Genomic DNA, 12,489 nt, shown 5'->3' with positions numbered 1-12,489 from the left:
GCCGGCCCCAGCCTCCCGACTTCGCATCGTCAGCGCGGTGTTGCTTGCCGCACACCTGTTGCTGATCGGCTGGTGGACCCTGCGTCCGCTGGAGGTCTCCTGGGTTCCGCCCACCAATCTCACGCCCTTCGCCACCCTGCGGGCTGATCTGGCCCTGGGTGCCGGGGAGTTGGCGCGTGCGCTGGGGGGCGGGTTGCTGTTGCTCGCGCCGGTGGGGGCGCTGTTGCCGGTGGCGTTGGGCCGGTGGGACGGTCCCCGGCTGCCGTTGATGGCGCACACGGTGTGGGTGGGTGTGCTGTTGGCGGTGGCAGTGCAGGTGGTGCGGGCGCTGGTGCCGGACCGGGTGGTGAACGTGGACACGCTGATGCTGAACGTGGTGGGGGTGGCGTTGGCGCATCTGCTGCTGTTCCCCCTGGTGCGGGGGTTGTGTGGGGCGTGGTGCCGGGCCCGGTCGCGGCCGGGGGCGCGCCGCGCGGGGTGGGCCGTACGGGCCGGGGGGCCGGTGGGTGGTTCGGTGGCGGGGCTGCCGGCTCCCGGGGCCGCTTCCCCTTCGACCGGCCCGGCGGCGCCGGAGGTGGGGCTGTCGCCCTGAGGTCCGCGCCGTGGTCCGCGCTGAGGTCCGCGCTGAGGTCCGCTCCGGTGGGGTCGGTGGGTGACGGGGGCCATGTCCAGACGCGGGTGTGGCGTCGAGGGTGCGGGGTTCCCGATGCCGTCGACGGCGCCCATGGCGCCCACATGGTTTGGTCGTCGTGGGCCAGCCGTGACGGGGCCGGCGTGGAGGTTACGGGCTGGCGGCCCGGAGTGGTCTCGGGGTCGCGGTCCGGGTTTTCCCAGGGTCGAGTGGTTCCCTGGCGGGATGTTCTGTGGGGCGGACGCTGGCAGTCTGGAGGAGTCAGTCAGCGGTAGGCGTCCTCCTTCCGGGGCCCGCCGCCGTCTCTCACGAAGGAGCCCACCTCATGGCCACTCTGTCCCGCCCCCAAGAGGACCGCATGATCGGCGGGGTGTGTGCCGGCCTCGCCCGGAGGTTCGGCATCGAGACCAAGACCATGCGGATCCTCGCGGTGCTCTCCTGTCTGCTTCCCGGCCCCCAGGTGCTCGCCTACCTGGTCCTGTGGATCCTGCTGCCGGAGGAGGGCCGCTCCACGGCCTGGTGACGGCACGGGTCGGCGTACCCGCACCGACAACGGCCCGGGGCCGACCGCACCGGCAGGGTGACGGTCGGCCCCGGGCCGTTCGACGGGCGTGCTCAGCCCGCTGCTCAGCCCAGGGGGAGGCCCTGGGCCTGTCCCTGGAGGGGCATGGTGCCGTTGGCGACCGGCAGTCCGCCCAGCAGCTGTCCGGTGACGTCCTTCTCGCCCAGCGGGGTCTGCTCGACGACGCCCTGGGCGGTGTCCAGCCCGCCGCGCAGGGTCTCCTGGCCCTGGTCGGTCAGGTCGGGGGCGTTCACCGGCAGTTGGCGGGTCGCGTCCTGCACCGGGGAGAGGGCCTGGTCCGGCGCCACCCGGGTCAGTTCGGGGGCCTTGTCGGTGATCCCCCCGAGGTCGGCGGCCGAGGCACTGCCGGCGCCCACGGCGGCGAAGGCGGCGCCCAGTGCGACGGCGCCGAGGGTCTTGGTGGTTCCCTGCTTCATGTACGACTCAGTCCTTAGACGGTGGGGTCTCACAGCGGCCCGGCGAAGGTAGCCAGGGGCCGAACCGGGCCGCAAACACGTGGAGACCACCGGGAGTCGGCGTGGAACCACCCCGCCGCCGGGGAGCGCCCGCCGGCGGGCGCACTCCCCGATCAGTGGCGAGTTCGCTGGTCAGCGGGGTTTTCTCAGGCTCGCTCGGGGCTGTTGGAGAACAGCCACTCGGACTTGAGAGTGGCGTATCCGGGCTTGATCACGTCGTTGATCATGGCCAGTCGTTCATCGAAAGGGATGAACGCGGACTTCATGGCGTTGACGGTGAACCACTGCATGTCGTCCAGGGTGTAGTCGAAGACCTTCACCAGCTCCTCGAACTCGCGGCTCATGCTGGTGGCGCTCATCAACCGGTTGTCGGTGTTGACGGTGGTGCGGAAGTGCAGTCGCCGCAGCAGGCCGATGGGGTGCTCGGCGTACGAACCGGCGGCTCCGGTCTGGAGGTTGGAGGTGGGGCACATCTCCAGGGGGATGCGCTTGTCCCGTACGTAGGAGGCCAGCCGGCCCAGCTTCACGGTGCCGTCGTCGAGGGTCTCGATGTCGTCGATGATGCGGACGCCGTGGCCGAGCCGGTCGGCGCCGCACCACTGGAGGGCCTGCCAGATGGACGGCAGTCCGAAGGCCTCCCCGGCGTGGATGGTGAAGTGGTTGTTCTCCCGCTTGAGGTACTCGAAGGCGTCCAGGTGGCGGGTGGGAGGGTAGCCGGCCTCGGCGCCGGCGATGTCGAAGCCGACGACTCCCGAGTCGCGGTAGCGGTTGGCGAGTTCGGCGATCTCCAGGGCGCGGGCGGCGTGCCGCATCGCGGTGAGGAGGGCGCCGACCCGGATGCGGTCGCCGTTGGCGCGGGCCCGCCGTTCGCCCTCGCGGAAGCCCTCGTTGACGGCCTCGACGACCTCCTCCAGGGTGAGGCCGCCCTCCAGGTGCTGTTCGGGGGCGTACCGGATCTCGGCGTAGACGACGCCGTCGGCGGCGAGGTCCTCGGCGCACTCGGCGGCGACGCGTACCAGGGCGTCGCGTCGCTGCATGACCGCGCAGGTGTGGCGGAAGGTGACCAGGTACTGCTCCAGGGAGCCGGACTCGCAGGACTCGCGGAACCAGCGTTCCAGCAGGTCGGGGTCGGTCTCGGGGAGGTCGTCGTAGCCGATCTCACGAGCGATGTCGACGATGGTTCCGGGGCGGAGGCCGCCGTCGAGGTGGTCGTGGAGCAGCACCTTGGGCGCGCGTCTGATCTGGTCCGGGCTGGGCTGGCTGTTGTGTGTCTCGCTCGTCATCTCCGCAGGGTACTCAGAGCCGCCGCGACCTGCGACGGGCGGGCCGACATCGGGTGGAAGGGGCGGCTCCGCCCGGGGTGGGTGCGGTACTCGCGAAGGTTGGGTGCGGGGCATGTACCTGCCGTCCGGGTTCTGAGATCGTCTGGGTATGGCGCAGGACACATTGCCGCACAGGTCGGCGCGGTTGGGCCGGCCTTCGGGGGCGGCGCGGGAGGTACAGGCGGTGGCGTTGTTACTGCCGGAGGGCGAGCCGGTCAGTGTGCGGCGTCCCTCCGCCCGGGCGGTGATGGCCGCCTGGCCGCTGAGCAGGAGGCTGGCGCGGCTCGGGGAGCGGGAGTCGTTGGCGACCCATCTGGTGCGGTACCGGTTCCGGGGCTGGAACGGTGCCGCCGCCCACCCGGTGGCGGACGTGGAGTGGGCGGTCGAGGAGGTGCTGCGGCGGTACGGGGACGTGGCGGTGTCCCTGGTGGGTACGGGTATGGGGGCCCGGGCGGCGTTGCGGGCCGCTGGGCATCCGGCGGTGGCCTCGGTGGTGGCCCTCTCCCCCTGGTTGCCCGACACGTCCGGGGAGACCGGGGAGGCCGGGGAGCCGGAGCCGATACGTCAACTGGTCGACACCCAGGTGCTGTTGGCGCAGGGCACCGACGACCGGCGTACCCGGCCGGAGCTGACCTACCGGTTGGCGGACCGGTTGAAGAAGGTCAACCCCCGGGTGTGCCGGTTCGAGGTGCACACCGACGGGCACGGGCTGGCCAACCACCGGGCCGAGGTGGTGGCGCTGGCGGCGGACTTCGTGCTGGGCACGGTCTGTGGCCGGCACTTCGCCCGGCCGATCGCGGACGCCCTGGCGGCTCCTCCCCCGCTGGGGCTGCGGATGCCGCTGGCCTCGGGCTTCGGCCGGGGCATGGACGACTGAGGGGCCGGCCCCCGGACCCTGGCCGGTGGGGCGCCCCCGTGTGTTCGGGGCCGCCCCACCGGTGGGTTCATCCGCGTTGGGCCAGTTCCCACAGTTCGGCCCACTGCCGGGGGCCGAGGTCCTTGGGCAGGGCACGGGCGGGGAGCCGTTGCGCGGCGAGCCAGCGCCCCAGGTCGGCCCGGGGTAGCCGCCCGGTGCCGGCGAGGACGCGGGGCAGGTCCCGGCCCCGGCCGGTGAACACCCGCCGTACGAAGTGCTGGTAGCCCTCGCGGTCCCCCACCAGGGGGGTGGGGCGGCGGTCGACGCCCAGCAGGCCGCCGTCCACCGAGGGGACCGGGCGGAAGGCGCGGGCCGGTACCCGTCGGTGGAGGGTGAACTCGTACCAGGGCCACCAGCTGGCGGTCAGCAGGCTCGCCCCGCCGACGCCGGCCCGACGCCGGGCCACCTCCCACTGCACCAGCAGTACCGCCCGGGTCCAGTGCCCGTTGTCCAGCAGCCGGCGCAGCAGGGCGGTGGTGAGGTGGAAGGGCACGTTGCCGTACACCACATGGGGTCGGGTGGGGTGGCGGTACCGCAGCAGGTCCTGGTGGAGCACCCGTACGTGGGTGGGTACGCGGCGCCGTAGCCGGTTCACCCTTCCGGGGTCGAGTTCCACGGCGGTCAGGGGGCGGCCGGTGCGGGCCAGCGGCAGGGTCAACGCCCCGTCGCCGGGGCCGAGTTCGACCAGGGGCCCGCTGGTGTGGGCCAGGAGGTCGACGAACTGGACGATGACGGAGGGGTCGACCAGGAAGTTCTGGCCGAGGTCCTGGGGTGAGCCCCAGTGCTGTCGGGACATGGGTGGGAAGCTCCGCGAGGTGAGGACGGAGCCGGGCAGCGCGAGTCGCCGCACCGGCTGGGGAACCGGCGGCGGCAGATCCTGGTACGTGGTCAGGTCAGCCCGCCGCGAGGGCGCGCTGTTCGGGTCGCTGGGGGGGATCGCCTGTGCGGGGTACGCCTGCTCCGGCGCCGGCTCGGCGTCGTGGGCGCACGGCATCGCACGGCGGTACACGGCGTTCTACAGCGTTCTACGGCGTACGGCGCCGGAACGCGTTCACCCGTCCCTCAGAAGTCGAACGACACGCCCTGGTCGCTGCGCAGGCGGATGAAGATCGCTTGGAGTCCCATGGGCGGGAGCCTAGGACGGCGGCCGGGGGTGGTGCCAGCGGTTTTCTCCGAGGCTCCCCGCCGGGGCGGGCGGGTCCGGGGCTGCCCCGGGATCAGGAGAGGAGCGGTGAGCGCGCACCGGTGCGGGAACGGGGCGGCCGGAGCACGGTGCGGGAGGGGGCCGCCGTGTGCGACGCGCGGTGGGCCGGCCCTCGCGGCAGCGGCGGGGACAGGGACAGCGGCCGGGGGCGCGGTGCTCCGTACGGCGCCCCTAGCCCCTAGGGTGCGTCGTTCGGATCACTGCGAGGCTCGCGTGCGGTGTCACCGAGCGTGCCGCACCCCGCCGCGTTGTCGCCGTAGGTCGCCGTGGGCCGCTGCCGCCGATGCGCTGCATCGACTCCTCCTCCGCCCTGCTGTGCCCCACGGCCCACCACACCAGAACGCGCTCCCTGATCTCCCCAGATCCAAACGACACACCCTATCCGGACAGCAGTTGGCCGCGCCGGCTGAGCAGGAAGCGTTTGAAGGCGGCGACCGGAGGGGTGTCGGGGTGCCCCTCCCGCCAGGCGAGCCCGATCTCGCGTACCGCCCGAGGTGCGGTGACCGTCAACTCCCGTACGCCCGGGCGCGGTACGGCCGGTGGGGGCAGCAGGGCCACCCCGAGGCCGGCCGCCACCAGCCCCCGGAGCGTCTCGGCCTCCTCCCCCTCGAAGGCGATGCGGGGGCGGAACCCGGCCTCGGCGCACAGGTCGTCGGTGATCCGGCGCATCCCGTAGCCCGGTTCGAGGGTCACGAACATCTCCTCGGCGCACTCGGCGAGGCGGATCCTTCGGCGGGTGCCCAGCCGGTGGTCCTCCGGTACGACCAGGCGCAGCCGTTGCTCGTCGAGTCGACGGGCGACCAGGTCGGGTTCGTTGGGCACCGGGGAGGTGAGGCACAGGTCCAGTTCGCCGGCGCGGAGCCGCTCCAGCATGGCCTCGCCGTAGTTCTGCACCAGGGCGAAACGTATCCGGGGGTGGTCGGCGCGGAAGGCACGCAGCAGTCCGGGCACGGTCTCGGAACCGAGGGTGTGCAGGAAGCCGAAGGCGACCTTGCCGGAGGCGGGGTCGGCGTCGGTGCGCAGGGTCTCGGCGGCCCGTTCCACGGAGGTCAGGGCGCGTTCGACGGAGGTGAGGAAGCCCCGCCCGGCGGTGGTCAGGGAGACGCGGCGGCCGTTGCGGGCGAACAGGTCCACCCCGAGGTCGGCCTCCAGTCGGGCCATGGCGCGGCTGAGGGTGGACTGGGGCACGGCGAGTTCGGTGGCGGCGCGGGTCATGTGCTCGTGGCGGGCGACGGCGGCGAACTGGGCGAGCCGGGGCGTGAGTCGGGCGGCCCAGGAGTGGGGGTCCAGCTCGGCGGGTGGGCCGGCGGCCCCGGGGGGCGTGGCCGAGGTAACAGTGGTGTCTTCTTGATGACGACTGGGTGACATCAACGCGCCTCACCTTCACTGATGTGTGTGCGCATCAATTCTGACGCCTCTGTGCATTGGACGCATAGAAAAGTCCGGGCGTACTTTCGCGGTATGCCTGCTGCCGATACCAAGGCGTCCCCCGCTGTCGGGGACGCCGCCGTCGTGGACCGTCCCTCCCCGTCCGACCACCACTCCAAGCTCCGCCCGGGCGGCCCCGGTTACCGCCGGATGTGCCTGTCCCTGTTCGCGGCCGGGCTGGCCACCTTCGTGCTGCTGTACTCGACGCAGGCGGTACTTCCCGCGCTCTCCCACGACCTGGGGGTCACCCCGGACCAGGCCAGCTGGACGGTGTCCGGGGCGAGCATCGGCCTGGCGCTGGCGGTGTTGCCGCTGAGCGTGCTGTCCGAGCGGTTCGGACGGCGCCGGATGATCGGCTGCTCGCTGGCGGTCGCCGTGGCGCTGGGCCTGCTGGTGCCCTTCGCCCCCAACCTCACCGCCCTGGTGGCGCTGCGGGTGGCCCAGGGTGTCGCGGTGGCCGGGGTGCCGGCCTCGGCGATGGCCTTCCTCGCGGACGAGGTCAACCCCCGGGACCTGGTCGGGGCGGTCGGCCTGTTCGTCGCCGGCAACAGCATCGGCGGGATGAGCGGGCGCATCCTCACCGGTTGGGTCACCGAGGCCTGGGGCTGGCGGGCCGGTCTCGCCTCGGTCGCCGTGGCCTCGCTGGTGTGCGCGCTGGCGTACCAGGCGCTGGTCCCCCGGGCCCGCCACTTCCAGCCCGGTTCGCTGCGGTTGGCGCCAGTGCTGGCCACCGTGCGCGGTCACCTGTCGAACGGGCTGCTGGTGCGGCTGTACTCGCTGGGGCTGCTGTTCATGACCGTGTTCGGCGCGGTCTACACCGTGGTCGGCTACCGCCTGGTCGCCGAACCCTTCGGCCTCTCCCAGGGCGTGGTGGGTTCGGTGTTCGTGATCTACCTGGTCGGTACGGCCTCCTCGGCCGGTGCCGGTGGGCTGGTGGCCCGGCTGGGCCGGCGTGGGGCGCTGTACCTGGGCATCGGCACCGCCTCGGCCGGGCTGCTGCTCACCCTCTTCGACCAACTGCTGGCCGTGGTGGCCGGGTTGGTGCTGATCACCGCCGGGTTCTTCGCGGGGCACGCGGTCGCCTCCAGCGCGGTCAGCCGCACCGCCACCGAGGGTCGGGCGCAGGCCTCGGCGCTGTACCAGATGGCGTACTACCTGGGCAGTTCGCTGGGCGGCGCCCTGGGCGCCCTGGCGTACGCCGGCGGGGGCTGGCCCGCGACGGTGGCGCTGACCCTGACCGCGATGGTGCTGGCGGCCGGGGTGACGGTCTACGCCACCCGCAAGGCCGTGGTGTCCCGCCGGCTGGCGGCGGTCGCCGCCAACTGACCGGCGAGCTGGGTCACTTCGCCCCTTCGCCCCGGGAACCCTCCCGGGGCGAAGCGCTGTCGCCCACCCGGGGCCCGACACCTCGGGGCCCCCGGCCCCGACGGCACCACGACCGGACGAGGCGCCCCAGGAGCCGACCACCAGGACGGGCACCCACCCCCGTCCACGTACCGCACGACCGAAAGCCAGGGCACCCACGGGCACCCCCAGGCGGGCGCCCCCGCTCAAGGACCCCGGCCCAGAGCCCCCGGCCCCGACGGCACCACGACCGTACGGGGCACCCCAGGAGCCGACCACCAGGACGGGCACCCACCCCCGTCCACGTACCGCACGACCGAAAACCAGGACACCCACGGGCACCCCCAGGCGGGCGCCCCCGCTCAAGGACCCCGGCCCAGAGCTACCGGCCCAGCGGAGGGCCTCCGGTCCGGCGGGCTACGGCGACACCCGCTCCAGTACCACCGAGGTGGAGGCCTCGCGGGCCTCGGCCGAGGGGTCGACCTCGACCGCGCCGTCCAGGGCTCCCAGGGCGTACTCGAAGCGTTCGGGGGTGTCGGTGTGCAGGGTCAGCAGCGGCTGTCCCTCGCGTACCGCCTCCCCGGGGCGGGCGTGCCACTCCACGCCGGCGCCCGCCTGTACCGCGTCCTCCTTGCGGGCCCGTCCGGCGCCCAGGCGCCAGGCGGCCACGCCCACCGCGTACGCGTCCAGCCTGCTCAGCACCCCGTCGGCGGGGGCGGTGACCTGCTGGCGCTCGCGGGCCTCGGGCAGCGGGGCGTCCGGGTCGCCGCCCTGGGCACGGATCATCCGCCGCCAGTGGTCCATGGCCCGGCCGTCCGCCAGGGCCTCCGCCGGGTCGACGTCCTCCAGCCCCGCGCCGGCCAGCATCTCCCGGGCCAGCGCCAGGGTCAGCTCCACCACGTCCGCCGGGCCGCCGCCGGCCAGCACCTCCACCGACTCCCGTACCTCCAGGGCGTTGCCGGCGGTCAGACCCAGGGGTACGGACATGTCGGTGAGCAGCGCCACCGTGCGCACCCCGTGGTCGGTGCCCAACTCCACCATGGTGGAGGCCAGTTCTCGGGCGCTGGGCAGGTCCTTCATGAAGGCGCCGGAACCGACCTTGACGTCCAGCACCAGCGAGCCGGTGCCCTCGGCGATCTTCTTGGACATGATCGAGGAGGCGATGAGCGGGATCGACTCCACGGTCCCGGTCACGTCCCGCAGCGCGTACAGCTTGCGGTCGGCCGGGGCCAGCCCGTCGCCCGCCGCGCAGACCACCGCGCCCACCTCGTCCAGCACCCCGAGCATCTCGGGGTTGGACAGGCTCGCCCGCCAGCCGGGGATCGACTCCAGCTTGTCCAGGGTGCCGCCGGTGTGGCCCAGGCCCCGGCCGGACAGCTGCGGTACGGCCGCCCCGCAGGCCGCGACCAGCGGCGCCAGGGGCAGGGTGATCTTGTCGCCGACGCCCCCGGTGGAGTGCTTGTCGGTGGTCGGCCGGGACAGCGAGGAGAAGTCCATCCGCTCCCCGGAGGCGATCATCGCCGCCGTCCAGCGGGCCACCTCCGCGCGGCTCATACCGTTCAGCAGGATCGCCATCGCCAGGGCCGACATCTGCTCGTCGGCGATCTCACCCCGGGTGTAGGCGTCGATCGTCCAGTCGATCTGCTCGTCGGTCAGGGGCTGCCGGTCCCGCTTGGCGCGGATCACCGAAATGACGTCCATCCAGGGCTCCTCGGGGTGGTGCGGGCGCCCAGCCGCCAACGGGGCTCGGCGCGGTTCCTCGGGTGGGCGCTCAGCGCCCTTCCAGGTCGGCCGGGCCGAACGCGTCGGGCAGCAGCTCCGCCAACGGCCGTACCCCGGCGCGGGTGTCCATCAGCAGTTCGGGGCCGCCGTGCTCCCACAGCAGTTGCCGGCAGCGGCCACAGGGCATCAGCACCGCGCCCTCCCGGTCACAGCAGGTGAAGGCGGTCAGCCGGCCGCCGCCGCTGGCGAACAGCGCGGAGACCAGACCGCACTCGGCGCACAGGGCGACCCCGAAGGCGGCGTTCTCCACGTTGCAGCCGTTGACCGTACGGCCGTCGTCGACCAGCGCGGCGGCACCCACCGGGAACCCGGAGTACGGGGCGTAGGCCCGGGCCATCGCGGCCCGGGCCTCGCCACGGAGTGCCTCCCAGTCGACCGGTGGCCGGTCGGGGGCGTCGGTCATGCTCCCTGGCCCCGTCGATAGGGCTTGCCGATGGTTTTCGGTGCCCGTAGTCGTTGGGAGGCCAGCGACAGCACCAGCAGGGTCGCCAGGTAGGGGCTCATCTCCACGATCTCCAGCGGCACGCTGTCGGAGGAGAGGTACCAGGTCAGCAGCACGACCGCGGACACCAGGCTGATGCCGGCCTGGAGTCGGCCACCCCGGCGGAACTTCCACACCGCCACCGCGGCCAGGATCGCCGCGATCAGCAGCAGCAGCGCGTGCACGGTGGGCCCGCCGGCGCGCAGCTGGAGGGCGTCCATGAAGCCGAACAGTCCGGCGCCCATAGCCACCCCGCCGGGGCGCCAGTTGCCGAAGATCATGGTGGCCAGACCGATGTACCCACGGCCACCGGTCTGCTGGTCCTGGTAGATGTGCACCCCGATGGCGAGGAAGGCCCCGCCGAGGCCGGCCATGGCGCCGGAGATGGTGACCGCCGCGTACTTGTACTTGTAGACGTTGACGCCCAGGGTCTCGGCCGACACCGGGCCCTCACCGCAGGCCCGCAGCCGCAGACCGAAGGAGGAACGCCACAGGACGAAGAAGGAGACCACGAACAGGGCGATGATCGGCAGCATCAGCCAGGACACCCGGGTGGTGAACGAGCCCAGCACACCGGCGGTGTCCGAGATCAGGAACCAGTGCTTGCGCTCCAGGGTCAACAGCCAGTCGGACAGGCCCGGCACCGTGAACGTCGGCATGTCCTCCATCGGCGGGGACTGCTTGTCGTTGCCGCCCTTGGCCGCCGCCTCGCTGCCCTCGGCGCCGAACCACAGCTTGGCCAGGAACCGTACGGCGCCCAGGGCCAGGATGTTGATGGCCACACCGGAGACGATGTGGTCCACCCCGAAGGTGACGGTGGCGACCGCGTGCAGCAGTCCGCCGAGGGCGCCGCCGACCAGTCCGGCGGCTGCCGCCGCCCAGGGCCCGTGCTGCCAGCCGACCCAGCCGGCGGTGAAGGCGCCGAGCATCATCATGCCCTCAAGGCCGATGTTGATCACGCCGGCCCGCTCGGACCACAGCCCACCCAGACCGGCCAGGCCGATGGGTACGGCGGCGGCCAGGGCACTGCGGTACTGGCCGCTGGCGGTGAGTTCGTCCGCCCCGGTGACCACCCGCAGCACCGACAGCACCACCAGGGCGCCGGCGATGATCAGCAGGATCACCGGGAAGCTGAGGCGGGGCCTGCTCCTGCCCCCGCCCTTGTCGTCCCGGCCGGTGAGACGGGTCAGGCCGGTCATCAGGTTGCTGCTCACGCGGAGACCTCCGCCTTGTCGCTGGTTCGGGTCTGCGCGGCCAGCTCCTCGCCGACCTTCCGCTGCTGGAGGCGCAGTCCGTAGCGCCGGACGACCTCGTAGGCGATGACCACGCACAGCACGATCACGCCCTGCATCACGCCGACGATCTCCTGCGGGTAGTCCTCGAACTCCAGCTGGGTGCCGGTGCGTTCGAGGAAGCCCCACAGCAGCGCGCCCAGCGCCATACCCACCGGGTGGTTACGGCCCAGCAGGGCGATGGCGATACCGGTGAAGCCGATGCCGGCGGGGAAGTCGGACCCGTAGTTGTACGAGGAGTTGAGCAGGGTGGGGATGCCCACCAGTCCGGCGACCGCGCCGGACAGCACCATGGAGGTGACCACCATGCGCTTGACGCTCACCCCGCTCGCGGCGGCTGCGGACTCGGAGCTGCCCACCGCGCGCAGGTCGAAGCCGAAGCGGGTGCGCCCCAGCACGAACCAGTAGCCCACGCCGACCACGGCGGCGATCACGATCGTGCCCCAGATGGGGTCGGGGTTGGTGGGCAGGGTGAAGAAGTGGCTGGAACCGGGGATGTCGGGCGTGTGGAAGAGGTTGCCCTCCTTCTCCGCGAGCCGCCCTTCCTGGAGGAAGTAGCCGATGGTGGAGGCGGCGATGGAGTTCAGCATGATGGTGGTGATCACCTCGCTGACTCCCCGGGTGGTCTTCAGCAGACCGGCGATGCCCGACCAGATCGCGCCGACCACCATGGCGACCAGGATGATCAGCGGGATCTGCACGAAGCCCGGCATCGTCAGGGCGCCGCCCACCACGGCGGCGAAGAACGCGGCGATGCGGTACTGGCCGTCGACACCGATGTTGAACAGGTTCATGCGGAAGCCGATGGCCACCGCGACGGCCGACAGGTAGTACGGGATCGCCTTGTTGACGATCCACACCTGGCTGTCGCTCTTGCTGCCGAACTCCAGCATCACCGAGTAGGCGTGGAACGGGTCCTTGCCGGTGACCATGATAACCAGCGAGGTGATCAGCACCGCCGCCACGATCGCCAGCAGGGGCGCGGCCAGGGCCAGGACCAGCTTCTCCCGGTCCAGCTTCTTCATCCGCTTGCCGGCCGGCTTGCTCTGGG

At 72.6% G+C, this 12,489-nt stretch carries 12 protein-coding genes; 4 read left to right on the top strand and 8 right to left on the bottom strand.

The annotated features are described in order from the left end of the window. Nucleotides 1-37 precede the first annotated feature (37 nt). Nucleotides 38-592: a VanZ family protein gene (locus ABZT14_RS05465; RefSeq protein ID WP_356297428.1), complete on the top strand. Its 555-nt coding sequence runs from the start codon at nt 38-40 to the stop codon at nt 590-592. 364 nt (nt 593-956) lie between these two features. After that, a complete protein-coding gene (locus ABZT14_RS05460) occupies nt 957-1,154 on the top strand; it encodes a PspC domain-containing protein (RefSeq protein WP_356297425.1) in 198 nt (65 codons plus the stop codon). A gap of 104 nt (nt 1,155-1,258) precedes the next feature. Here ABZT14_RS05460 and ABZT14_RS05455 read toward each other — a convergent pair whose 3' ends face one another. Next, on the bottom strand, nt 1,259-1,630 hold the full coding sequence (locus ABZT14_RS05455; RefSeq protein WP_356297422.1) for an ATP-binding protein: 372 nt from the start codon (nt 1,628-1,630) through the stop codon (nt 1,259-1,261). 185 nt (nt 1,631-1,815) lie between these two features. Further along, nucleotides 1,816-2,952, bottom strand: a complete 1,137-nt coding sequence (locus ABZT14_RS05450; RefSeq protein ID WP_356297419.1) for an adenosine deaminase — start codon at nt 2,950-2,952, stop codon at nt 1,816-1,818. 148 nt (nt 2,953-3,100) lie between these two features. On the opposite strand from ABZT14_RS05450, the gene ABZT14_RS05445 reads away from it, so the two are divergent. Further along, nucleotides 3,101-3,868, top strand: coding sequence for an alpha/beta hydrolase (locus tag ABZT14_RS05445; RefSeq protein WP_356297416.1), 768 nt, complete (start codon nt 3,101-3,103; stop codon nt 3,866-3,868). Between the two features lie 67 nt (nt 3,869-3,935). On the opposite strand, the gene erm is transcribed toward ABZT14_RS05445, so the two are convergent. Then, nucleotides 3,936-4,901 carry a 23S ribosomal RNA methyltransferase Erm gene (gene erm, locus ABZT14_RS05440; RefSeq protein WP_356297413.1) on the bottom strand — a complete coding sequence of 322 codons (966 nt, stop codon included), beginning with the start codon at nt 4,899-4,901 and terminating at the stop codon, nt 3,936-3,938. A gap of 588 nt (nt 4,902-5,489) precedes the next feature. Then, nucleotides 5,490-6,479, bottom strand: coding sequence for a LysR family transcriptional regulator (locus tag ABZT14_RS05435; protein WP_356297410.1), 990 nt, complete (start codon nt 6,477-6,479; stop codon nt 5,490-5,492). A gap of 93 nt (nt 6,480-6,572) precedes the next feature. Between ABZT14_RS05435 and ABZT14_RS05430 the strand changes: the two genes are divergently transcribed. Continuing rightward, entirely contained in the window at nt 6,573-7,865 is a 1,293-nt protein-coding gene (locus tag ABZT14_RS05430) for an MFS transporter (RefSeq protein WP_356297408.1), read from the top strand. A 435-nt stretch (nt 7,866-8,300) separates the two neighbouring features. Here the strand turns inward: ABZT14_RS05430 and ABZT14_RS05425 are convergent, their stop codons facing one another. The 4 genes from ABZT14_RS05425 to ABZT14_RS05410 all read right to left on the bottom strand — a co-directional run bounded on the left by ABZT14_RS05425 (nt 8,301) and on the right by ABZT14_RS05410 (nt 12,463). Further along, the gene (locus ABZT14_RS05425; protein ID WP_356297405.1) at nt 8,301-9,584 is read right to left on the bottom strand and encodes a thymidine phosphorylase; all 1,284 of its coding nucleotides are present in this window, start codon (nt 9,582-9,584) and stop codon (nt 8,301-8,303) included. A gap of 70 nt (nt 9,585-9,654) precedes the next feature. Next, a complete protein-coding gene (locus ABZT14_RS05420; protein WP_356297403.1) occupies nt 9,655-10,068 on the bottom strand; it encodes a cytidine deaminase in 414 nt (137 codons plus the stop codon). Then, a complete protein-coding gene (locus tag ABZT14_RS05415; RefSeq protein WP_356298525.1) occupies nt 10,065-11,345 on the bottom strand; it encodes an ABC transporter permease in 1,281 nt (426 codons plus the stop codon). Before ABZT14_RS05415 ends, ABZT14_RS05420 begins: the two co-directional genes overlap by 4 nt. Nucleotides 11,346-11,356: 11 nt before the next feature. After that, complete coding sequence (locus ABZT14_RS05410) at nt 11,357-12,463, bottom strand: ABC transporter permease (RefSeq protein WP_356298523.1); 1,107 nt, start codon at nt 12,461-12,463, stop codon at nt 11,357-11,359. Nucleotides 12,464-12,489: the final 26 nt, after the last annotated feature.

The sequence above is a fragment of the Streptomyces sp. NPDC005438 genome (genome assembly GCF_040606315.1).
Lineage (GTDB): Bacteria > Actinomycetota > Actinomycetes > Streptomycetales > Streptomycetaceae > Streptomyces.
This window is presented reverse-complemented; position numbering and strand designations above follow the sequence as displayed.